The following is a 20,915-nucleotide window of genomic DNA, read 5'->3' as shown; positions in this document are numbered from 1 at the left end:
CGAACGACGAAGCCCGGGGTCCGGGGGCGGAGCCCCCGAAGCTGCTGCAAGCTTTCGGGAAGGGGCGGGGAGGGGAGAAATCAGCGCGGCGGGCGGTCGAAGCAGCAGTCGCCGCACAGGCCCCCGCCCGGGCAGCGGTAGTAGAGGCAGCAGCTGCGGCGCCGGAAGCGCGGGGGCACCGCGCCCACGTCGAGGGTGCCCGTGCCGGAGAGCTCCGGGCGGCGGAACAGAACCAGGCCCAAGTCGAGGGCGCGCCCAGCGACCTCGGGGCGGCCCTCACGCAGCGCCCACGTGTGCAGCTCGCGAACCGCCCCGGCCAGCGCGGAACCCGCATTGCCCCACAGCAGCGGCCCCGCGATCCGGTGCCGACGGCGCAGCGCCGCGCCCAGCGGGGCAAGGTGCCCGTCGACGACGCTCCCGGCGAGCGCGTCGAGCGGCAGCGTGCGCACCTCGTCCAGCCACAGGTCGTCCGGGCTCGTACCGTCCGGGTCCCAGCACAGCCGCGCCGGGTCGAGGTCCAGGGCCCGGCCGTACAGCGCGGCGGCCCCGAGGCTCACGGACCAGAGGCGCGCGGCGAGCCCCAACTGGGCCACGGACACGCCGATCCGCGCTTCCGGCGCCCCCAGCCGCGCGGTCACTTTGTCGACACGGAAGGCGAGAGAGTCCGGGGCGCCTGCCTCCTCCCCGTACACCCGGGCCAGCGGAACGGCAGCCTCCGGACGTCCCGTACGCAGGGCGAAGAAGCCGCCGACGGAGCTGAGCAGTCGAAGATCCACGGCCCCATGATGACGGGCCCCGGCAAGGGCACGGTCAGGGGTCTGGCCAAGGATCACCACCCCCGGTTGGACGCGGCGAGGGGTGTACTCCATCGGCAGTACGAGGGAATGCCTGCTCAGGGACGACGACGTAGCGGAATGCCCGCGTCATCGTGGACGTTATGGAAGGCGACCGTTCACCGCACGAGCCGCAGGATCTGGCAAGGAGGCGCCGATGAGCGCCCTCGCACTGGCAGTGCTGCTCTCGCTCGTCTCCGCCGTCGCCTATGCGGGCGGGGCGATCGTGCAGGAGCGCGTGGCGGTCACCGACACCCATACGTATGCCCCGGTGCGCCGGCCCGGCTGGTGGATCGCCGTCGGCCTGAACGGCCTGGGCGCCGCCCTGCACGTGGCGGCGCTCGCGTTCGGGCCGCTCAGCCTGGTGCAGCCGCTCGGCGCCCTGACCATCGTGTTCGCGCTGCCGATGGCGGCCCTGTTCGTCGGCCGCGGGGCCGGGCCGACGGCCTGGCGCGGTGCGGTCCTCGCCACCGTGGGCCTCGCCGGGCTCCTCTCGCTCGCCGGGAACGCCGGGTCGGACTCCCTGGCCGGGCCGGAGCGGCTGTCGCTCGCCCTGGTGACGTTCGCGTCGGTCGCGGCCCTGATGGCTGCGGCGCGGGCGGCGACGCGCATCCCGGTGCTGCGCAGCATCCTGCTCGCGACGGCCTCGGGCATCTCGTTCGGCATCGCCTCCGTGTTCACGAAGACGGTCGCCGTGGACCTGACCTCGGGCGCGGGCCTGACGGGCGCGTCGAGCCTGCTCGTGATCGCGGTCCTCGCGACCGGCGGACTGCTGCTCTCGCAGGCCGCGTACCGGGGCGCGGGCCTCGCGGTCCCGCTCGCGGTCGTCACGGTGGTGAACCCGGTGGTCGCCGCGACCGTCGGCCTGACCCTGTTCGGTGAGTCGTTCCGGTACGGCACGGCGGGGGCGGTCGGTGCGCTGCTCTTCGGTGCCGTGGCGGCGGGTGGGCTTGTCATGCTGACGACGGAGCGCATCCACCGTACGGGCACGGCGCACGCCCCCGCGCCGGGTATGCCCCTGGTGCCGGACGACCCGGCGGCCCTCGACGGTCTGGGCGACCTGGACCCGGCGGAGCTGCGGCGCCTCGAGGAGATCCCGGACCAGCCGCCCGGGGCGGGCGACCGGCACTTCTGGCACCGCGTGCGGTCGTGACCCCCGGAGGAGCGGGGTCTGGGGCGGAGCCCCAGTTCCTCAGATCCGCACCCCGCCCGCCCGCAGATACGCCAGCGGGTCCACGTCCGAGCCGTAGCCGGGGCCCGTGCGGATCTCGAAGTGGAGGTGGGGGCCCGTGGAGTTGCCGGTGGAGCCGGAGCGGGCGATGCGCTGGCCCGGGCCGACGTCCTGGCCGGTCCGTACGGTGAGGGCGGAGAGGTGGGCGTACTGGCTGTAGCGGCCGTCGGCGTGCCGGATCACCACCTCGTAGCCGTACGCACCGCCCCAGCCCGCCGAGACGACCCGGCCCCCGGCGACGGCCCGCACCGACGTGCCGGTCGGTACGGCGAAGTCGACGCCCGTGTGGTAGCCGCTGGCCCAGGAACCGCCGGAGGCGCGGTAGGGCGTGCTGGGACTCGCGGCGATCGGTGCGCTGAGGCCGCCGCCCTTCGGCGTGGACGCCGCCCGCTCGGCCTGCTTCTCGGGCTTCGGTTCCGGCTTCGGTTCCGGCTTCGGCTTCGGTTTCGGTTGTGGCTTGGGCTTGGGCTTGGGCTTCGGCTTGGGCTCCGCTCGGTCCGGCGTGCGCTCGACCGTCGTGCCGCCGCCGCGGAGCGCGAGCCGCTGGCCCGGCACGATCAGGTCCGGGTCCGCGCCGACGACCTTGCGGTTCGACGCGTACAGGCCCTTCCAGCCGCCCTCGACGTCCTCGGCGTCCGCGATCGTGGAGAGGCTGTCGCCGCGTACGACGGTGTAGAGATCGGCCTTGCCCGCGTTGGACTGCGGAGTGGTCTCCGGGCGTACGGTCGGACGGGCCGCGGCGCGGCCCTTGACCTGGCTCACCTGGGCGTCCTGAGCACTATGAACACCCTGAGCACCCTCTGCCAGGCCCGCTCGGGCCGAACAGTTCAGCCAGGCGCCCGACCCCTGCGCGTCGAGGACCTTCTCGGCGACCGCGATCTGCTGCTCACGGTTGCTGGAGGATTCGCAGGCGGCCACCTGGTCCCAGGTGTCCGCGTCGGCCGCGTGCGCGGTGCCGCCGACGAGCGGGAGCGCCATTCCGGCCCCGCCGGCCGTGACGGTGAGCGAGGCCCGGTTGATCCTGCTCGCCTTGTACCGGCGGTGCCGGCCGCGTAAGCCCATGAGAGTTCCCCTCAAGCCACGTTCTCGTAGCGGGACATGTCCGTGTTCCCCCGGAAGTGTCGAGCGCCGCCAACGTAGGTGCCGCCGACGGCGCCTGACAAGAGGTCGGCTCACGGAGCAGTCAAGTACCGCGGGAGCCAGCGCAGTTGGGCTGCCTGCTGGTAGGGTCCGCCGCCCTCGTGCTCGTTGAACTCGTACACCTCGATCGACTTGTCCTCGCCCGCGTACGCGTTGAACGCACCGAACACCGTCGACGGCGGGCAGGTCAGGTCACGCAGCGCGACCGAGAACAGCGCGGGGGCCTGCGCGCGGGCCGCGAAGTGCACGCCGTCGAAGTAGGACAGCGTGCGGAAGACCGTGTCCCCGCCGATCCTGCGGGACTTGAGGTAGAGGGCGATCTCGCTGTACGGCGCGTTGTCGGTGAGGGTCGCGGCGCGCGGGAAGTCGCAGAGGAACGGCACGTCCGGCAGGACCGCCGCGAGGTCGGGGACGAGTCCGCTCACCGCGATCGAGATGCCGCCGCCCTGACTGCCCCCGGCGACGGCGACGCGCGCGGCGTCCACCAGCGGGTGCGAGCGCGCGGCCTCGACGGCGCGCACGGCGTCGGTGAACACCCGCCGGTAGTAGTAGGCGTGCGGGTCCTCGACACCGCGCGTCATGAAGCCGGGGTACGCGGGTGAACTCCCCACCGGATCAGGGGTGTCGCCCTGCGCCCAGCCGCCGCTGCCCTGCCCGCGCGTGTCCATCACGAAGTGCGCGAACCCAGCGGTGGCCCACAGCAGATGCATGTGCGGCAGGCCGCGACCGCCCCCGTACCCGATGTACTCGACCACCGCGGGCAGCGGCCCCTCGGCGTCGGCGGGCAGGATCAGCCAGCCCTTCACGGGGTGGCCGCCGAAGCCCGCGTACGTCACGTCGAGGACCCGCACCCCGGCGAGCGGCACCTCGACCGGCTCGAACCGTGCCGCCAGGTCGTGCTCGCGCGCCTCGGCCAGCGTCTTCAGCCAGAACTCGTCGAAGTCGTCCGGCGCGGGGTGCTCCGGGCGGTACGTGCGCAGCTGGTCGAGCGGCAGATCGAACAACGCCATGAGCGGCAGTCTCCTCTGACTCGGCTTCTCTGACTCGGCTTCCTTGACTCGGCTTCGTCCCTGACGCGTCGCAGCATTTCCGATTACGGGACCAGTGGCCAGGGTGCGTGCGCGCCCGGCGGCCTTCGTACGAACCGGATCACCGGGTGTTCCGACGTCTGCGTGACCTCCGCGCGTACGCCGTAGACCTCGTCGATGAGGCTCGGCGTGAGCACCTCCGTCGGGGTGCCCTCGGCGACCGTGCGGCCCGCGCGCAGGACCAGGAGGCGGTCGCAGTACATGGCCGCGAGGTTGAGGTCGTGCAGGGCGACGACCGTGGTGACGGGGAGGCTCGCGACCAGGTCGAGGAGGTCCAGCTGGTGCTGGATGTCGAGGTGGTTGGTCGGTTCGTCGAGGAGGAGCTCGCGGGGTTCCTGGGCGAGGGCGCGGGCGATCTGGGCGCGCTGCCGTTCGCCGCCGGAGAGGGTGTGCCAGGACTGCGCGGCGCGGTCGGTGAGGCCGGTGCGCTCCAGGGCCGCCGTCACGGCCCGCGCGTCGGCGGCCGAGGGCGGTGTCCAGGCTCGGCGGTGCGGTACGCGGCCGAGGGCGACGACGTCTCGTACGGTCAACTCGGTCTGGGTGTCGGCATGTTGCTGCACGGTGGCGATGCGGAGCGCGGTGGCGCGGCGGCCGACGTCGGGCAGGGGGCGGCCGTCGAGGGTGACCACCCCGGCGGAGGTGGCGAGGACTCCGGAGAGCAGCCGTAGCAGCGTCGACTTGCCGGAGCCGTTGGGGCCGAGGAGGCCGACGGTCTCGCCGGGTTCGAGGCCGAGGGTGACGCCGTCGACGATGAGCCGGCCGTCGATCCGGCGGGCGACCCGATCGGCGCGCAGACCTGCGGGTGTCGCTGTGCCGGTCATGCCTTCGTCGGCTCGCGGTGCGGCGCGCTTCATGCCTTCCTCCGCTCGCGGTGCGGCGCGCTTCATGCCTTCCTCCGCTCGCGGTGCGGCGCGCTTCATGCCTTCCTCCGCTCGCGGTAGAGGACGGCCACGAAGGCCGGTACGCCGATGAGGGCCGTGACGACGCCCACCGGGACCTCCTGGGGGTCGACGACCGTACGGGCGAGGGTGTCCACCCAGACCAGGAACACGGCCCCGGCAAGCGCGGTGACCGGCAGCAGCCGGGCGTGCCCGGAGCCCGTCAGGGCACGGGTGGCGTGCGGCAGGACGAGGCCGACGAAGCCGATGGCGCCCGCACAGCTGACGAGGACCGCGGTGAGGAGTGCGGTCGCGCAGAGCAGGACGAGGCGGGCCCGGCCGACGTGCACGCCGAGCGCGGCGGCGGCCTCCTCGCCGAAGGCGAAGGCGTCGAGGGTGGTGGCGTGGCCGAGGCAGACCACGAGGACGGCCGCCAACACGGCCGCGCAGAGCAGGACTTGGTCCCAGTCGGCGCCGGAGAGGGAGCCGAGCAGCCAGAACAGGACGCCCTTGGTGGTCTCCGCGTCGGCCGAGGTCAGCACGGTGAACGACGTCAGCGCGGAGAACAGCTGCATCGCGGCGACCCCGGAGAGCACCACGCGGTCCGGGCTCCCGCCGAGTGTGTGGCTGAGCAGCAGCACCATCGCGAAGGAGAGCAGCGCGCCGATGAACGCGCCCGCCGACAGCGAGAGCGCCCCCGCACCGGCCCCGAGCACCACGACGGCGACGGCGCCCGTCGAGGCACCGGACGACACCCCGAGCACGAACGGGTCGGCCAGCGGGTTCCGCAGCAGCGACTGCATGACGGCCCCGCACAGCGCAAGCCCGGCGCCGCACACCGCGGCGAGCACGGTCCGGGGCATCCGCAGGTTCCACACGATGCCGTCCCGCAGCGGGGTGAGCGTGCTCTCGCCGCCGCCGAGGTGGGCGGCGACCGCGGCCCAGACGTCGCCGGTGGAGATCTCGGCGGGGCCGATGGTCACGGCGACGGCGATCGACAGGACGAGGGCGGCGAGCCCACCGCTGGTCAACAGGAGGAGCCGGGCGCGTACTTGACGCTTGGCGCGGCCTTCGAGCGCGACGGCGGCTTGGGCGCTCGGGACGTCCGGCTCGCTCGGGGCATCCGGCGCGCTCAAGGCGTCCGGCGCGCTCCGGTCATCGGGCTTGCTCAAGGCGTCCGGCTCGCTCGGGGCATCCGGCTCGCTCAAGGCGTCCGGCGCGCTCGGCACACGCGGCTCACTCAGGGCGTCCGGCCTGCTCGGGGCGCTCACTTCGCGAGCCCGAAGTCGCGCAGGCCCGCGGCGACCTGTTCGATCCCTTCGACGGTCCGGATGGAGGGGTTCATGGCCTGGCCGCTGAGCAGGATGTACCGCTTCTTCTTCACGGCGGTGAGGTTGCGCGTGGAGGGGTCGGACTCCAGGAACTCGATCTTCGCCTTGGCGCTCTCGGCCGTCTCCGAGCGGCGGGTGAGGTCGCCGATGACGATGACGTCGGGATCGCGGTCGGCGATGGTCTCCCAGTTGATCTGGGGCCACTCGTCCTTGGTGTCGTCGAAGGCGTTCTCCGCGCCGACCGCCCGGGTGATCGCGCCAGGTGCGCCGCAGCAGCCCGCGAGGTACGGGGACTGCTCGTTGGCGAACCAGTACATGAGCGAGGTGCCGGAGGCGTCGAGGCCGTCGGTGGCCCGGTCGACCCGCCCCTTCAGCTCGGCGATCAGCGTCTCGCCGCGCCGCTCCACTCCGAACGCGCGGGCCAGGTCGCGGATCTCGCCGTACACGGTGTCGAGGGTGAGGGGCTTGCTGCGGGAGCCGTCGCCGCCGCTGTCGTTGTTCTTGCCCGCGGCGCAGTCGGCCGGGGAGACGTACGTCGGTACGCCGAGTTCCTCGAACTGTTCGCGGGTGGCGACGCCGCCCTTGCCGAGGGTGGAGACGAACGAGGAGGTGACGAAGTCCGGTTCGGCGTCCAGGACCTTCTCGAAGGAGGGGTTGTTGTCGGCGAGGCGCGGCACGGACCCGTTGGCCTTCTCCAGGCCCTTCATCACCGGGTCGGTCCAGGTGGCGGTGCCGGCGAGGCGGTCCGCGAGGCCGAGGGAGAGCAGGATCTCGGTGGTGCCCTGGTTGAGGGAGACGGCGTGCCGGGGCGCGCTCTTCAGGGTCACCTGGTGGCCGCAGTTGTCGAGGGTGCGCGGGTATCCCTTGGCGGTCGCCTTCCCCGTGGGGGTTCCGTCACCGCCCGAGCCCGTGCAGGCGGTCAGCAGCACAGCGGGGGCGAGCAGCAGGGCCGCGCTCCGGCGGGCGCGCGAGGAAAGGAGTCGGGCGAGTCGGGTACGAAGCACGGGGTGCCCTCAACGTGTCGGGGCTCGAACGCGGAGCCTGGCCTACGGGGACCGGCCGCCGACGGCGGACGGTGCCAGCAGGTCTTCGGACTCGGGTTCGCCCGGACGGAGCGCCTTCCCGGGATGGTCCGTTCCGGTCGTACGACCGGCCCGTGCCGCCCAGTGGCGTCAAGTGCCCCGCCCGTCCCCCTCACCGCTGCGCGTCAGTTCCGGATTCGCACCGGATTCCCTGGCCTCGGATGTGGCTCGACTGGCCCGGGCACGCTACCAAGCGCGCCCGGCGGGCCCGTCGCTGGGGCTCCCACCGGGCGCGACTGCGCGAGGACCGGGGCCGGGGTCCGTCGTCCCGGATCATCCGCCACCGGATCGGTCCGTCGTTCCCCGTCCCCCGTCCCCCGTCCCGTCGTATCCGCTAGCGGATCGGCCCCGGCTGCGGTTCCGGTTCCGGGACCGGGTCGGGCCCCGGCGGCTTCGGGACCGGGGACGGCTGCGGCTCGGGCGGCCCCGGCTGGGGCTGGGGCTGCGGGTCCGGGACCGGGGACGGGAAGGGTTCGGGCCGGTCCGGGCCGGGTCCTGGGCCGGGCGTGGGACCGGGAGGTACGGGTCCTGGTGTCGGAGCGGGAGGTACGGGGTCGGGGTTGGGATGTGTCATGGGGAACTCCTCCTAGGCCACGCGTTCCCGCGTACGGCGGGTCCACGCCTGCGGATCCCCGGGTGCGGGCGGCGGGGCGGGCGGTGCGCGGGCGGCGGGCGTGGGGCGTGCGGGCTGCGCCACAAGCCACCCTGTGCGCCCGGCGCCCACCGCGCAACAGCAGCGGACGCGCCCCGAGGGAGCGGCCGGTCAGCCCGTCAGGCGCCGCAGCCGCAGCACCGGAATGTCCCGCGAGGTCTTCTCCTGGTACGTGGCGTACGGCGCGAACAGCTCGACCAGGCCCGGCCACACTTCGGCCTTCTCCTCGCGGGTCAGAGTCTCGGCGCGCGCCCGGAACCTGTCCGGGCCGACCTGCAGCTCCACCTCGGGCTCGTCGAGCAGGTTCAGGTACCACTTCGGGTGGTGCGCGGCGCCGCCGTTGGAGGCGACGATCAGGTGGTCGTCACCGTGCGTGCCGTAGATCAGCACGGTGCGCCGCCACTGGCCGGTGCGCCGCCCCCGGTAGTCGAGCAGCAGGCAGGGCACGCCCCGGATCGTGGCGCCCTTGGTGCCGCCGGACTCCGCGTAGAGCCTGGCCTGCTCGGCGACCCAGCCGGTGGGGCTGATCACGACGTCGTCCTGGGCCATACCGGTCACTCCTCGCGTCGGACGGGTGCGTGCGTCGCGTACGTCAACGCCGCTGCCCCGCCTGCCTGTTCCCGGGTCGGGCCGCCGCCTCGTCACCACAGGCCGGGGTCGGCTGCCAGGCGCTTCTTCGCCTCGGCGGTCAGGGCCTCGGGGGGCGCGGGCGCCTCGTCCGGGTGCCGCTCGGCCCAGCCGGCGACGTACGGACAGAGCGGCACGACGGCGGCGCCCTCGCGGGCCGCCAGCGCGTACAGCTCGCGGGCGAGCGCGCCCGCGATCCCCTGCCCCTCGTGGTCCGGCTCGACGACGGTGTGCACGGCGACGAGTGCGGGCACGGTGGGCGCTGCGGGTGTGGCGTCGAGGGTGAAGTAGTCAATGCGGCCGACGAGTTGGCCGTCCCGGCCGTCTGCCGTACGGGCTTCGAGGCGGCCGTGCGGGCGGTTGTCGCGGATGTCGGGGCGCGGTGCGTCACGCTGCGTGTCGTCACTCATGGGGCCAGTGTCGCCCGCACTCCGGTTTGGCGCTCAAGGGGACGGGACGGGGCGGGCTCCCTACGATTGGCGGCATGGAACTCGCCCTCTTCGCCGGAATCCCTGTGACCGACTACGCGGCGGCCCTCGCCTGGTACGAGCGGCTGTTCGGCGTTCCCGCGACGTTTTTCCCCAATGACGTCGAGGCCGTCTGGGAACTCGCGGAGAACCGCTCCGTCTACATCGAGCTGTTGCCGGAACGCGCAGGCAACGCCTTTCACACCCTGTTCGTCAGCGACTTCGACGAGCGCGTGGTGGCGATGGCCGAGCGCGGCCTCGAACCCGTACTGCGGGAGACGTACGAGAACGGGGTGCGCAAGGCCACGTACCGCGACCCGGACGGCAACGAGATCGGCTTCGGCGGCGGGCCGCTCTGACCGCCCGGCGGCCGCCGGGATCACCCGCCAGGCAGGCCGCCGGGACACCCACCAGGCAGGCTGCCGGACTCACCCGCCCGGCACGGTGGCGGGCTCGGCCTCGCCGGATGCCAACGAGCCCTTCTCGTACGGGAGTTGGACCGCCGGGATCGGCTCGCCCGAGCCGCCCGGGTCGGACTGGGTCGCGAACTGCGTCCGGTACAGCTCCGCGTACCGTCCGTCGGCCGCCAGCAGGTCCTCGTGGCGGCCGCGCTCCACGATGCGGCCGTCCTCGACGACGAGGATCAGGTCGGCGGCGCGGACCGTGGACAGGCGGTGCGCGATGACGACGGCCGTGCGGTCGGCGAGCGCCTCGGTGAGGGCCTGCTGGACGGCGGCCTCGGAGGTGTTGTCGAGGTGCGCGGTCGCCTCGTCGAGGATCACCACGCGCTGCCGGGCGAGCAGCAGCCGGGCGATGGTGAGGCGCTGACGCTCGCCGCCGGAGAGCCGGTAGCCGCGCTCGCCGACGACGGTGTCGAGGCCGTCCGGCAGGGACGCGATCAGCTCGTCGAGGCGGGCCCGGCGCAGCGCGTCCCAGAGCGCGTCCTCGTCGGCTCCCGGCCGGGCGAGCAGCAGGTTGGCGCGGACCGACTCATGGAAGAGGTGACCGTCCTGCGTGACCATGCCGAGGGTGGCCCGCACGGACACGGCGCTCAACTCCCTTACGTCCACGCCCCCGAGACGTACGACTCCGGAGTCGGTGTCGTAGAGCCGGGGCACGAGCTGGGCGATGGTGGACTTGCCGGCGCCGGACGAGCCGACGAGGGCCACGGTCTGGCCGGGCTCCGCGCGGAAGGAGACGCCGCGCAGGACTTCGGCGCCACCGCGGGTGTCGAGGGCCGCGACCTCTTCGAGGGAGGCGAGGGAGACCTTGTCGGCGGACGGGTAGCCGAAGCGGACGTCCTCGAACTCGACGGCGACCGGCCCTTCGGGCACGGCGCGGGCGTCGGGCTTCTCCTCGATCAGCGGCTTGAGGTCGAGCACCTCGAAGACCCGCTCGAAGCTGACGAGGGCGCTCATCACCTCGACGCGGGCCCCGGCGAGCGCGGTCAGCGGGGCGTAGAGCCGGGTCAGGAGCAGGGCGAGGGCGACGACCGCGCCGGGTTCGAGGGTGCCAGCGAGCGCGAACCAGCCGCCGAGTCCGTAGACCAGGGCGAGCGCGAGGGCGGAGACCAGGGTGAGGGCGGTGATGAACGCCGACTGCGCCATGGCGGTGCGCACGCCGATGTCGCGGACCCTGCGCGCGCGGGCGGCGAACTCGGCGGACTCGTCGTCGGGCCGCCCGAACAGCTTGACGAGGGTCGCGCCGGGCGCCGAGAACCGCTCCGTCATCCGGGTGCCCATGGCCGCGTTGTGGGCGGCGGCCTCGCGCTGGAGCCGGGCCATCCGGCTGCCCATGCGGCGGGCGGGCACGACGAAGACGGGCAGGAGCACCAGGGCGAGCAGGGTGATCTGCCAGGACAGGCTGAGCATCACGGCGAGGGTGAGCAGCAGCGTCGCGAAGTTGGACACCACTCCGGAGAGGGTGTTGGAGAAGGCCCGCTGCGCGCCGATGACGTCGTTGTTGAGGCGGCTGACGAGGGCACCGGTGCGGGTGCGGGTGAAGAACGCGACGGGCATGCGCTGTACGTGGTCGAAGACCGCGGTCCGCAGGTTGAGGATCAGGTCCTCACCGAGGCTCGCGGAGAGCCACCGGTTCAGGAGCCCGAAGCCGGCCTCGGCGAGCGCGATCACGGCGATGAGCAGCGCGAGACGCACGACGAGGCCGGGGTCCTTCCCGCCCACGATGGTGTCCACGACCGCTCCGGCGAGCATCGGCGTGGCCACGGCGAGCAGCGCGGTCACCACGCTGAGCAGCACGAACTGGATGATGCGGCGGCGGTGCGGGCGGGCGAAGGCGCCGATGCGGCGCAGCGTGGCCCGGGCGAAGGGTCGACGGTCCTGCTGCATCATCACGCTGTGCAGCTGGGTCCAGGCTGTGGTTTCCATGCTCATGCTCAGCACGGTAGAACCTCAAGCTTTGTTTAGGTCAAGGGGCGGCAACAGAGGCTGTCAGGTCGCGGCGGCAGTGGCGGTTCCGAGCCGCCGCAGCAGCAGTCCCGCCGGCGAGCGCTTCGGCCTCAGGGCAGCAGGCGCCAGTCCGCGAGGAGTGCGGCGATCAGGCCCGTGCCGAGCACCCAACTGCCCAGCCGGGTACGGCCGCGGCGGCTGAGCTCGATGACGATGCCGCAGAGGATGAGCAACAGGCCGTACACGCCGACGACCAGGACCGATGAGCGGCTCGCGAGACGTACGGCGAGGACGGCCGCGGCGGCGGCCATGAGGAGGGAGGCGGCGGCTATGCGCAGGCGGCGGGCCTGGCGCGGGGCGAGCCCGGACCGGGGCTCGGCGTCGTCGTCCGGCTCCTCGAACTCCGCGCCGTTTTCGTCCAGTTCCTCGGACTCCGCGCCGCCTTCGTCCGGTTCCTCGGACTCCGCGCCGTCGTCGACCGGCTCCCCCTCGTCGAGCGTGGGCGCGGCGGTCGCCTGCCGGGACTCGGGCGCGACATCCCCGCTCGCACCGCTCTCCCCGCCCTCCCCAGCCCCACCGCTCCCACCGCTCCCACCAGCGGGAACCTTCGTCTGCTCGGGCTCCCGCTGCTCGTCCCGCTCTTGATCAGATGCGCTCATGGCCTGGATCGTAGCGGCTGCTCCGCGAGCACCGACCCGCCCGCCCTGCCTGCTCAGCGCAGCAGCAACTGCAGCCCGCCCAGAATCGTCGCGCCGATCACCAGGCGTTCGAAGAGCCGCTGGTCGATACGGTCCACGCACCGCTTGCCGAGGTACGCGCCGGGCACGACGAAGAGCAGCATCGCGGCGTCGAGCAGCAGCGAGCGGGCGTCGATCAGGCCGAGGCCCACGCTGAAGGGGACCTTGAAGGTGTTGACGATGAGGAAGAACCAGGCCGATGTGCCCAGGAAGCCGAGCTTCCGGAAGCCCGCGGAGAGCAGGTAGAGGGACATCACGGGGCCGCCCGCGTTGGCGACCATCGTCGTGAAACCGCCGAGCACACCGTACGAGCGGGCCTTGATCCGCCCGGCCCGCGAGCCCGCCGAGGACGAGCCCACCGAGGACGCCCCCTCCGCGTCCTCGTCCCCCACTTCCTTGGCGGCCTTGGCCGTCCCGCGCCGCCGGGCCATCGTGACGCTCGCCATCAGCAGCAGGATCGCGCCGATCGACGTCCGTACGGCCGCGTCGTCCGCCCACATCATGAAGACCACGCCGACGAGCACGCCGAGCGCCACGGCCGGGAAGAGCCGCCACAGCGTGGGCCAGTGCGCGTGCCGTCGGTAGGTGAGCACGGCGAGCACATCGCCCGCGATGAGGATCGGCAGCAGCACGCCGGTCGACTCGCGTGCGGGCAGCACGGCCGCGAAGATCGCGAGGCTGACCGTATTGGCGCCGCTGACTGCGGTCTTGGAGAAGCCGACGAGGGCCGAGGCGAAGGCGAGAGCGGCCAGCTCCCACAGGGTGAGGGTGTCCATAGGGAGACCGATGCTATGCGCACCCATCTCGGCCGCCGCCGACTCCCCTCCCGCCTGCCGGGTGCGCACGTCCCGCCTGCCGGGTGCGCACGCGCTCGGTATACGGAGACCGCACGCCTCCGCCGGATTTTCGGTATACGGAGGACGGGGCCACGGGCGCCGGGAGCCGCACGGCGCGGGCAGGATGGGCGGGTACGGAACGTGCCGGTCGGCTGGCTTGTCGGTGAGCCAGCCGACCGACGCGTTTCCGGAGCGCGGCCCTCCTCGCTCCCCTCCACCTGCGAGGAGGGCCGACCGCGCCCGTCCGGCGGCGGCCTGCCGGACGGGCGCCCCCTTCCCCCCACCCCCTTTCGTCTCCTTGACGAAAACCGCCTCCTTCTTTATGGTCGTAGTGACCAATACAAATCTCACAGTGCCCCATACACGAAGGCGGCTGCAGAGCCTCGCCCAACCCCAGGGGGGACCCCATGGCCGACATCACCCGGCGTCTCGGCTGGCGCCACCTGCGCTCCGCGCCGACCGCCCACATCCGGCACCACCGGGGCGGCAAGCTCGTGCACGACGGGCCGGGGCTGAGCTTCTGGTACCGCTCACTGAGCGCAGCGCTCTCCGAAGTGCCCGTGAACGACCGGGAGTTGGAGATGGCGTTCCACGCCCGCACCTCCGACTTCCAGGACGTCACCGTGCAGGCCACTGTCACGTACCGGATCAGCGACCCCGCCGCGGCCGCCGGGCGGCTCGACTTCTCCGTGGACCCGGACACCGGGCAGTGGCGCGGCGCCCCGCTGGAGCAGTTGGCGACGCTGCTCACCGAGACCGCGCAGCAGCACGCCCTGGACGTGCTCGCCCGTACCGCCCTGTCGGCCGCGCTCGTCGACGGCGTCAACGCGGTACGGGAACGGATCACCACCGGACTCGGCCGGGAGCCGCGGCTGCCCGCGACCGGGATCGAGCTGGTCGCGGTGCGGGTCGTCGCGATCCGGCCGGAGGCCGACGTGGAGCGGGCGCTGCGCACCCCGGCGCGCGAGGAGATCCAGCAGGAGGCGGACCGGGCCACGTACGAGCGGCGGGCCGTGGCTGTGGAGCGGGAACGGGCCATCGCCGAGAACGAGTTGGCGAGCCGGATCGAACTCGCGCGCAGGGAGGAGCAGTTGGTGGAGCAGCGCGGCACCAACGCACGGCGCGAGGCCGAGGAGAACGCCTCCGCCGACGAGGTGCGGAGCACCGCCGAGGCCGCCCGGAAGGTACGGCTCGCCGAGGCGGAGGCGGCCGCCGCCCGTACCGTCGGCGAGGCCCGGGCGCACGCGCAGACCGCGTGGCTGCGGGCGCACGCCGAGGTGGACGCGGCCACGCTGACCGCCCTCAACGCGGGCCGGCTCGCCGAGAACCTGCCGCGCATCGACAGCCTGACGATCTCGCCGGACGTCCTGACGGGGTTCCTGGAGCGGCTCGGCACCACGCACCCGGCGCCCGGCACCGGTACCCCTGCCCGTTCGATGACACAGTGAGACATCAGAAAAAAATGAGCCTCGCACCCCGCGCCGTCCTGGTCCACCGCACCACCGAGTACGAGGAGTTGCTCGCCCGGCACGGCACGCACGGGCAGGCCGCGTACTTCCTCGGCTCGCGCGGCCGGGACATCGCCGAGGTCGCCGAGCGGCACCACCGGACCCTGCGGGCGCTCGCCGAGGTGGCCGCCGCCGTCCCGGCGAGCTGGCGGCAGGCGCGGGTCGAGCGGGCCGATCTGGACCGGTTCCTGTTCGGGCCCGAGGACGTCGTGGTGGTGGTCGGCCAGGACGGTCTGGTGGCCAACGCGGCGAAGTATCTCGACGGGCAGCCGGTCGTCGGCATCGACACCGACCCGGGCCGCAACCCGGGTGTGCTCGTACGCCATCGGGCCGCCGACGCGCGGAAGTTGCTGCCCGCCGCGGCCTCCGGGCGGTCCGCGCGGGAGGCGTTGACGATGGTCGCGGCCGTCGCCGACGACACCCAGCGGCTGCTCGCGCTCAACGAGATCTACCTGGGCCCGCCCGGCCACCAGACCGCCCGCTACCGCCTAGGCCGTGTCCGTAAAGTCCCGCCTGCCCCGCGACGCCTGGCACGCACTCTCGCCGCACCGGGCGAAGGCCCAAGTACATCCAGTACGAGGGCCTGCGCCCGGCACGCCGAGAGCACGCACCAGACGCCGCAGGGCCCGCCCTCCGGGCGGACGACGGGACTTTACGGACACGACCTAGCCCCCGATGCGGAGGGCGAGCCCGCGGAGCCGCAGGCCTCCTCCGGAGTGCTCGTCGGCACCGGCACCGGCGCCACCGGCTGGCTGCGTTCCCTGTGGCTGCAGCGCGGCGGCGGGCTCGCCCTGCCGACGCCCACGGAACGGCAGTTGGCGTGGTTCGTGCGCGAGGCCTGGCCGTCCCCGGCGACCGGGACGGCGCGGGTCGAGGGGCTGCTCGGGTCCGGTGAGGCGCTGCGGCTGACCGTGGAGTCGGAGCGGCTCGTGGCCTTCGGGGACGGCATGGAGGGCGACGCGCTCGACCTCACCTGGGGTCAGACGGTGCGGATCGGGGTCGCGGACACGGCGCTGCACCTGGCCGGTTGACACCGGCGCACCCCTGACGCGCACCCACCGCCACCCCAGCGCACCCGCACCGCCCCTCGCACAAGCACCGCCACCCGACTCGCACCGCCACACGCACACGCACACACCCGCACCCGCACCCGCACCCGCACGCAAGGACGCCAATCAACTGGTCACACAACCGCCATCCCCCAGCCTCTTGACCTGGACCCTCTTCTGCCACTCCACTTGACTTGTCCGAACAAGTTCCCGACCCCGGCAGAGGTCCCCCCACTCATGACCCCACCCAAGCCCGAACTCAACCGCCGCCGTTTCCTGCAGTTCGCGGGCGCCACCGCGGGCGCGGCCGCCCTGTCCGGCAGCATCGCGCGGGCCGCGGCCATCCCCGCCGCCCGCCGCACCGGAACCGTCGACGACGTCGAGCACATCGTGGTCCTGATGCAGGAGAACCGGTCCTTCGACCACTACTTCGGCGCGCTCAAGGGCGTCCGCGGCTTCGGCGACCCGCGCCCGGTGACGCTGCCGAGCGGCAAGTCCGTGTTCCACCAGCCGGACGGCGGCAAGGAGGTGCTCCCGTATCACCCGGACGCGGAGGACCTCGGCATGCAGTTCATCGCGGGCCTCGACCACGACTGGGCGGGCGGCCACAAGGCCTGGAACAACGGGCGGTACGACCAGTGGATCCCGGCCAAGTCGGCGGGCACGATGGCCCATCTGACGCGCCAGGACATCCCGTTCCACTACGCGCTCGCCGACGCGTTCACCGTCTGCGACGCATACCACTGCTCGTTCATCGGGGCCACCGACCCCAACCGCTACTACATGTTCTCGGGCCACACCGGCAACGACGGCCAGGGCGGCGGACCTGTGCTCGGCAACCAGGAGGCGGGGTACGACTGGACGACGTACCCGGAGCGTCTGGAAGCGGCCGGAGTCTCCTGGAAGGTGTACCAGGACATCGGCGACGGCCTGGACGCGGACGGCGGCTGGGGCTGGATCGACGACGCCTACCGGGGCAACTACGGCGACAACTCGCTGCTCTACTTCAACAAGTACCGCAACGCGGGGCCCGGCGACCCGCTCTACGACAAGGCCCGCACCGGCACGAACGTGAAGGCGGGCGACGGCCTCTTCGACCAGCTCAAGGCCGACGTGAAGGCCGGGCAGCTGCCGAAGATCTCCTGGATCGCCGCGCCCGAGGCGTTCACCGAGCACCCCAACTGGCCCGCTAACTACGGGGCTTGGTACATCTCGCAGGTCCTCGACGCGCTCACCTCCAACCCCGAGGTGTGGGCGAAGACGGCCCTGTTCATCACCTACGACGAGAACGACGGCTACTTCGACCACGTGGTGCCGCCGTACCCGCCGGCCGACGCCGATCAGGGCCTGTCGACGGTCGACACGAGCCTGGACTTCTTCAAGGGCGGCCTCGGCTACGGAGCCGGCCCCTACGGGCTCGGGCAGCGCGTGCCGATGCTGGTCGTCTCGCCGTGGTCGACGGGCGGCTACGTCTGCTCCGAGACCTTCGACCACACCTCGATCGTGCGGTTCATGGAGCGCCGCTTCGGCGTGGCCGAGCCGAATATCTCGCCCTGGCGCAAGGCCATCTGCGGCGACCTGACCTCGGCCTTCGACTTCGGCCTGAAGGACACGGACCCGGCCGAGCTGCCCGGCACGGACGGCTACCGCCCGCCGGACAACGAGCGCCACGACAGCTACGTACCGAAGCCCCCGGCCCAGCCGCAACTCCCGGTCCAGGAGGCCGGTTCGCGGCCCACGCGCCCGCTGCCGTACGCCCCGCACGTGGACGGCGCCGCCACCCCGGCCTCCGGGCGCTACACGCTGACGTTCAGCGCGGGCGCGAAGGCCGGCGGCACCTTCCACGTCCGCTCCGGCAACCGCACGGACGGCCCCTGGACGTACACCACCGAGGCGGGCAAGACGCTCTCGGACACCTGGAACTCGGAGCACTCCGACGACGCGCACGACCTGACGGTGCACGGCCCGAACGGCTTCCTGCGGGCGTTCAAGGGCCCCGGCAAGGCCGCTGGACCCGAGGTCACCGCCCGCCATGTCACCGCCGACGGCACCCTCGCCCTGACCCTCACCAACACGGGCACCGCCGAGGCCCGCCTGCGCCTGACCGACGCGTACGGCGGCCCCGGCGAGACCTTCACGGTGGCGGCGGGCAAGACGGTGAAGCACACCGTCGACCTCGCGGCGGGCAAGCGCTGGTACGACGTGTCCGTGACGTCCGAGACCGACGCGACGTTCCTGCGCCGCTTCGCCGGACACGTGGAAACGGGCAAGCCGGGCGTGAGCGACCCGGCGATCCGCACGGCCTGACCCTGCGGCTCCCCGGCCGGGGCCCGGCGACCCAGCCGGACCCCGGCCCCCGGCCCCCGGCCCCCGCGTCTCAACCCCCGTACGGATACGGCAGGATGACGCCTTGTCTCCCCGGCCCGTCCGTACGTCCGGCACCTGATGCACACGTTTCCGGCACATGCGTGCGACCCGGTCGTACGGGCCTGTCCGTACCGGAGACACGCAGGCGCAGCCGAGAGACGAGCAGGTGACCAGTTGAGCAAGCACGTGGGCCTCGTGACCGACCCGGGCGGTGCCCGATGAGCCGGGACCTCACCGCGCACGACGCGCTCCTCGCCGTCGTCGCGCTCGCCGCGGGCATCGCCGCCGGGCTGCTGCTGCGGCTCCTGCTGCGCTGGCTCGGCCGGCACGTGGTGCGCACCCGGTGGCGCGGGGACGACGTGCTGGTGGCCGCGCTGCGCACGCTCGCGCCGTGGGCGGCGGCGATAGCGGGGGCGGCCGCCGGTGCGGCGGCGCTGCCGCTGACAGCCTCAGTGCGGACGGTCGTGAACCGGTCGCTGAGCGCGCTGCTCATCCTGGTCGCCACGCTGATCGTGGCCCGGGTGATCACGGGCGCGGTGCAGTCGGTCACGCAGTCCCGTACGGGCGTCGCGGGTTCGGCCACGATCTTCGTGAACATCACGCGGGTCGTGGTCATCGCCATCGGCCTCCTGGTCGTCCTGGAGACCCTCGGCGTCTCCATCGCGCCGCTGATCACCGCGCTCGGCGTGGGGGGTCTGGCCGTCGCGCTCGCCCTCCAGGACACGCTCGCCAACCTGTTCGCGGGCGTGCACATCCTCGCGTCGAAGACCGTGCAGCCGGGCGACTACATCCGGCTGAGCAGCGGCGAGGAGGGCTATGTCGTCGACATCAACTGGCGCAACACCGTGGTGCGCAACCTCTCCAACAACCTCGTGATCATCCCCAACGCCCAGCTGTCCGGCACCAACATGACCAACTACACCCGGCCGGAACAGCAGCTGACGATCCTCGTCCAGGTCGGCGTCGGGTACGACAGCGACCTGGAGCACGTCGAGAAGGTCACGGTCGAGGTCGTGGCCGAGGTGATGGCCGGGGTCGAGGGCGCCGACCCGGCGCACGAACCGGCCGTCCGCTTCCACACGTTCGGCGACTCGCGGATCGGCTTCACGGTGATCCTGGGCGTCGGCGAGTTCAGCGACCAGTACAGAATCAAGCACGAGTTCATCAAGCGCCTGCACCAGCGCTACCGCGCCGAGGGCATCCGCGTCCCCGCCCCGACGCGCACCGTCGCACTCCAGCAGGAGGGCTCCGCGCCGCTCGACGCCGCCGCGATCCCCCTCCAGCGGGGGAACGGCGCGCCGGTTTCCTGACTCCGGTCGCACTGTGGCGGGTCCGGGTGGTCACGGGCACAGGTCCATCGGCCATACTGCGCACCGTGGAAAAGCGCATGGACGAGAACGCCGCTCCCCTGCACGTGCACGCCGCGTCGACGGACCCGGGCTTCATCCCCGGCATCACCCCGTCGAAGCCCGTGGTGACCGAGGACGCCGACGCCCCCGTCGAGCCCGCGTCCGCGACCGAGCCCGAGCAGGACGAGGAACAGGCCGCAGCGAACGAGACCGAAGCCGCCGACGCCACGGAGGCCGACGGGGCTGACGGGGCCGACGACGAGCCCGAGGCTCACGAGGAAGGGGAAGACGGCGACGGCGACGGGGGCAAGCCCGAAGGCCCCGCCTTCGAAGCCGCCGACCACCGCGGCTCCATCACCGTCGACGGCACCGGCCTCCGCTTCCGCCTCGACGACCAGGAGGCCGAGTTCGACTGGGACGAGATCGGCGCCGTGGAGCACTCCACGTCCCGCTTCGGCCGCCGCTTCACGGTCACCGCCCACACCCTCGCGCGCCGCGCCTACCCGGCCGAGGTCCAGGCCCCGGACAAGGCGACCCTGAAGCGCTGGGCCACGGATCTTGACGAGGTGCTCGACGCGCACTTCGAGGATTGAACACGCCCGCCCCTTGGAAGACGCACCCCTGGAAGACGGTCCTCCGTACGTGACCGAGGACTCCGGGCGTCGAAAGGGGTCACCATGGCACGAACACAGGCGGGCAACAGCACCACGGGCGCGGCCGGTTCACGCCGGTCGCGCCGGCGGCGGTCCTTCGCGGGCCCGCGCGCACAGCCGGACGAGAAGCCGGACAAGAAGCCGGACAAGAGCCCTCCCGGGCCGCAACTGCCGCTGCTCGCCCGGCTGCTGCTGATGGCCGTGGCCTTCGCGGCCATGGCCGCGTTCGCCGTGGTACTGGCGCGCCTGACCGTCAGCCCGCAGCCCGCCTCGGAGGCGCTGACGCACAGCAATCTGCACCCCGGATCGTCCATCCGGCAGTACCTGGCGCAGCCCGAAGTCCTCGACGCGGTCAAGCAGTTGGGCGGCAACGTGGCGCTCGGTGTGCCGTTCGGGGTGCTGCTGCCGCTGCTGTTCCCGCGTACCCGAGGCCGTCTGCGGGTGGCGCTCACCACCGCCGGGGTGATGCTCCTCGTCGAGCTGGTGCAGGGCGCACTCGTCACCGGGCGGGCCTTCGACATCGACGACGTCGTCCTGAACACCACCGGCGCCCTCCTCGGCTATCTCCTCCTCGGCCGACGCCTCGGCCGCGCCGTCCACCCACCGCGCCGCCCCTGGTGGCGCCGGTTCGGCCGCGGACGCACCGCTTCCGGTAGCCATACCTGACCGGCCCGGGGAA

The 20,915-nt window shown here is 72.9% G+C and carries 19 protein-coding genes and 1 riboswitch; of the genes, 8 read left to right on the top strand and 11 right to left on the bottom strand.

The window, feature by feature from the left end; all coding sequences use genetic code 11:
* Window positions 1–80: 80 nt before the first annotated feature.
* Window positions 81–776, bottom strand: a complete 696-nt coding sequence (locus tag RCO28_RS21390; RefSeq protein ID WP_308942789.1) for a (2Fe-2S)-binding protein — start codon at window positions 774–776, stop codon at window positions 81–83.
* 214 nt (window positions 777–990) lie between these two features.
* Here RCO28_RS21390 and RCO28_RS21385 point away from each other — a divergent pair, with 214 nt between their 5' ends.
* Window positions 991–1,986 carry a DMT family transporter gene (locus tag RCO28_RS21385; protein WP_308942788.1) on the top strand — a complete coding sequence of 332 codons (996 nt, stop codon included), beginning with the start codon at window positions 991–993 and terminating at the stop codon, window positions 1,984–1,986.
* A gap of 39 nt (window positions 1,987–2,025) precedes the next feature.
* Here RCO28_RS21385 and RCO28_RS21380 read toward each other — a convergent pair whose 3' ends face one another.
* The 7 genes from RCO28_RS21380 to RCO28_RS21350 all read right to left on the bottom strand — a co-directional run bounded on the left by RCO28_RS21380 (window position 2,026) and on the right by RCO28_RS21350 (window position 9,272).
* Window positions 2,026–3,126 carry a peptidoglycan DD-metalloendopeptidase family protein gene (locus tag RCO28_RS21380; RefSeq protein ID WP_308942787.1) on the bottom strand — a complete coding sequence of 367 codons (1,101 nt, stop codon included), beginning with the start codon at window positions 3,124–3,126 and terminating at the stop codon, window positions 2,026–2,028.
* Between the two features lie 110 nt (window positions 3,127–3,236).
* A complete protein-coding gene (locus RCO28_RS21375) occupies window positions 3,237–4,214 on the bottom strand; it encodes an acetylxylan esterase (protein ID WP_308942786.1) in 978 nt (325 codons plus the stop codon).
* An 83-nt stretch (window positions 4,215–4,297) separates the two neighbouring features.
* On the bottom strand, window positions 4,298–5,146 hold the full coding sequence (locus RCO28_RS21370; protein ID WP_308942785.1) for an ABC transporter ATP-binding protein: 849 nt from the start codon (window positions 5,144–5,146) through the stop codon (window positions 4,298–4,300).
* 62 nt (window positions 5,147–5,208) lie between these two features.
* Entirely contained in the window at window positions 5,209–6,204 is a 996-nt protein-coding gene (locus RCO28_RS21365) for an iron chelate uptake ABC transporter family permease subunit (RefSeq protein ID WP_308942916.1), read from the bottom strand.
* A gap of 233 nt (window positions 6,205–6,437) precedes the next feature.
* The gene (locus tag RCO28_RS21360) at window positions 6,438–7,505 is read right to left on the bottom strand and encodes an ABC transporter substrate-binding protein (RefSeq protein WP_308942784.1); all 1,068 of its coding nucleotides are present in this window, start codon (window positions 7,503–7,505) and stop codon (window positions 6,438–6,440) included.
* Between the two features lie 58 nt (window positions 7,506–7,563).
* Window positions 7,564–7,775: riboswitch (cobalamin riboswitch) on the bottom strand.
* Between the two features lie 571 nt (window positions 7,776–8,346).
* On the bottom strand, window positions 8,347–8,784 hold the full coding sequence (locus RCO28_RS21355) for a nitroreductase family deazaflavin-dependent oxidoreductase (protein ID WP_308942783.1): 438 nt from the start codon (window positions 8,782–8,784) through the stop codon (window positions 8,347–8,349).
* A 92-nt stretch (window positions 8,785–8,876) separates the two neighbouring features.
* A complete protein-coding gene (locus RCO28_RS21350) occupies window positions 8,877–9,272 on the bottom strand; it encodes a GNAT family N-acetyltransferase (protein WP_308942782.1) in 396 nt (131 codons plus the stop codon).
* 74 nt (window positions 9,273–9,346) lie between these two features.
* On the opposite strand from RCO28_RS21350, the gene RCO28_RS21345 reads away from it, so the two are divergent.
* A complete protein-coding gene (locus RCO28_RS21345; protein ID WP_308942781.1) occupies window positions 9,347–9,688 on the top strand; it encodes a VOC family protein in 342 nt (113 codons plus the stop codon).
* 69 nt (window positions 9,689–9,757) lie between these two features.
* Here the strand turns inward: RCO28_RS21345 and RCO28_RS21340 are convergent, their stop codons facing one another.
* The 3 genes from RCO28_RS21340 to RCO28_RS21330 all read right to left on the bottom strand — a co-directional run bounded on the left by RCO28_RS21340 (window position 9,758) and on the right by RCO28_RS21330 (window position 13,250).
* Window positions 9,758–11,716, bottom strand: a complete 1,959-nt coding sequence (locus RCO28_RS21340) for an ABC transporter ATP-binding protein (protein WP_308942915.1) — start codon at window positions 11,714–11,716, stop codon at window positions 9,758–9,760.
* A gap of 131 nt (window positions 11,717–11,847) precedes the next feature.
* A complete protein-coding gene (locus tag RCO28_RS21335) occupies window positions 11,848–12,396 on the bottom strand; it encodes a hypothetical protein (RefSeq protein ID WP_308942780.1) in 549 nt (182 codons plus the stop codon).
* 53 nt (window positions 12,397–12,449) lie between these two features.
* Window positions 12,450–13,250 (bottom strand): sulfite exporter TauE/SafE family protein, encoded by an 801-nt coding sequence (locus RCO28_RS21330; RefSeq protein WP_308942779.1) that lies wholly within the window; start codon window positions 13,248–13,250, stop codon window positions 12,450–12,452.
* A 467-nt stretch (window positions 13,251–13,717) separates the two neighbouring features.
* On the opposite strand from RCO28_RS21330, the gene RCO28_RS21325 reads away from it, so the two are divergent.
* The 6 genes from RCO28_RS21325 to RCO28_RS21300 all read left to right on the top strand — a co-directional run bounded on the left by RCO28_RS21325 (window position 13,718) and on the right by RCO28_RS21300 (window position 20,902).
* Window positions 13,718–14,758, top strand: a complete 1,041-nt coding sequence (locus tag RCO28_RS21325) for an SPFH domain-containing protein (protein WP_308942778.1) — start codon at window positions 13,718–13,720, stop codon at window positions 14,756–14,758.
* 14 nt (window positions 14,759–14,772) lie between these two features.
* Entirely contained in the window at window positions 14,773–15,849 is a 1,077-nt protein-coding gene (locus tag RCO28_RS21320; RefSeq protein ID WP_308942777.1) for a hypothetical protein, read from the top strand.
* Window positions 15,850–16,104: 255 nt separating this feature from the next.
* Entirely contained in the window at window positions 16,105–18,174 is a 2,070-nt protein-coding gene (locus RCO28_RS21315) for a phosphocholine-specific phospholipase C (protein ID WP_308942776.1), read from the top strand.
* Between the two features lie 278 nt (window positions 18,175–18,452).
* Window positions 18,453–19,544: a mechanosensitive ion channel family protein gene (locus tag RCO28_RS21310; RefSeq protein ID WP_308942775.1), complete on the top strand. Its 1,092-nt coding sequence runs from the start codon at window positions 18,453–18,455 to the stop codon at window positions 19,542–19,544.
* A 65-nt stretch (window positions 19,545–19,609) separates the two neighbouring features.
* Window positions 19,610–20,176 carry a hypothetical protein gene (locus tag RCO28_RS21305; RefSeq protein ID WP_308942774.1) on the top strand — a complete coding sequence of 189 codons (567 nt, stop codon included), beginning with the start codon at window positions 19,610–19,612 and terminating at the stop codon, window positions 20,174–20,176.
* Window positions 20,177–20,260: 84 nt separating this feature from the next.
* Window positions 20,261–20,902: a VanZ family protein gene (locus RCO28_RS21300; protein ID WP_308942773.1), complete on the top strand. Its 642-nt coding sequence runs from the start codon at window positions 20,261–20,263 to the stop codon at window positions 20,900–20,902.
* Window positions 20,903–20,915: the final 13 nt, after the last annotated feature.

Source organism: Streptomyces sp. LHD-70 (assembly GCF_031157275.1).
Lineage (GTDB): Bacteria > Actinomycetota > Actinomycetes > Streptomycetales > Streptomycetaceae > Streptomyces.
Note: the sequence above shows the minus strand (reverse complement) of the source record. Positions and strands in the feature narration are given on the sequence as shown.

Bases quoted from the DNA above. Each gene is read 5' to 3' on its own strand.
- RCO28_RS21350 (WP_308942782.1), bottom strand. From the start codon at position 9,272: ATGAGTGACGACACGCAGCGTGACGCACCGCGCCCCGACATCCGCGAC.
- RCO28_RS21380 (WP_308942787.1), bottom strand. From the start codon at position 3,126: ATGGGCTTACGCGGCCGGCACCGCCGGTACAAGGCGAGCAGGATCAAC.
- RCO28_RS21300 (WP_308942773.1), top strand. From the start codon at position 20,261: ATGGCACGAACACAGGCGGGCAACAGCACCACGGGCGCGGCCGGTTCA.
- RCO28_RS21370 (WP_308942785.1), bottom strand. From the start codon at position 5,146: ATGAAGCGCGCCGCACCGCGAGCCGACGAAGGCATGACCGGCACAGCG.
- RCO28_RS21315 (WP_308942776.1), top strand. From the start codon at position 16,105: ATGACCCCACCCAAGCCCGAACTCAACCGCCGCCGTTTCCTGCAGTTC.
- RCO28_RS21325 (WP_308942778.1), top strand. From the start codon at position 13,718: ATGGCCGACATCACCCGGCGTCTCGGCTGGCGCCACCTGCGCTCCGCG.
- RCO28_RS21340 (WP_308942915.1), bottom strand. From the start codon at position 11,716: ATGGAAACCACAGCCTGGACCCAGCTGCACAGCGTGATGATGCAGCAG.
- RCO28_RS21320 (WP_308942777.1), top strand. From the start codon at position 14,773: ATGAGCCTCGCACCCCGCGCCGTCCTGGTCCACCGCACCACCGAGTAC.
- RCO28_RS21385 (WP_308942788.1), top strand. From the start codon at position 991: ATGAGCGCCCTCGCACTGGCAGTGCTGCTCTCGCTCGTCTCCGCCGTC.
- RCO28_RS21310 (WP_308942775.1), top strand. From the start codon at position 18,453: ATGAGCCGGGACCTCACCGCGCACGACGCGCTCCTCGCCGTCGTCGCG.
- RCO28_RS21345 (WP_308942781.1), top strand. From the start codon at position 9,347: ATGGAACTCGCCCTCTTCGCCGGAATCCCTGTGACCGACTACGCGGCG.
- RCO28_RS21375 (WP_308942786.1), bottom strand. From the start codon at position 4,214: ATGGCGTTGTTCGATCTGCCGCTCGACCAGCTGCGCACGTACCGCCCG.
- RCO28_RS21335 (WP_308942780.1), bottom strand. From the start codon at position 12,396: ATGAGCGCATCTGATCAAGAGCGGGACGAGCAGCGGGAGCCCGAGCAG.
- RCO28_RS21330 (WP_308942779.1), bottom strand. From the start codon at position 13,250: ATGGACACCCTCACCCTGTGGGAGCTGGCCGCTCTCGCCTTCGCCTCG.
- RCO28_RS21355 (WP_308942783.1), bottom strand. From the start codon at position 8,784: ATGGCCCAGGACGACGTCGTGATCAGCCCCACCGGCTGGGTCGCCGAG.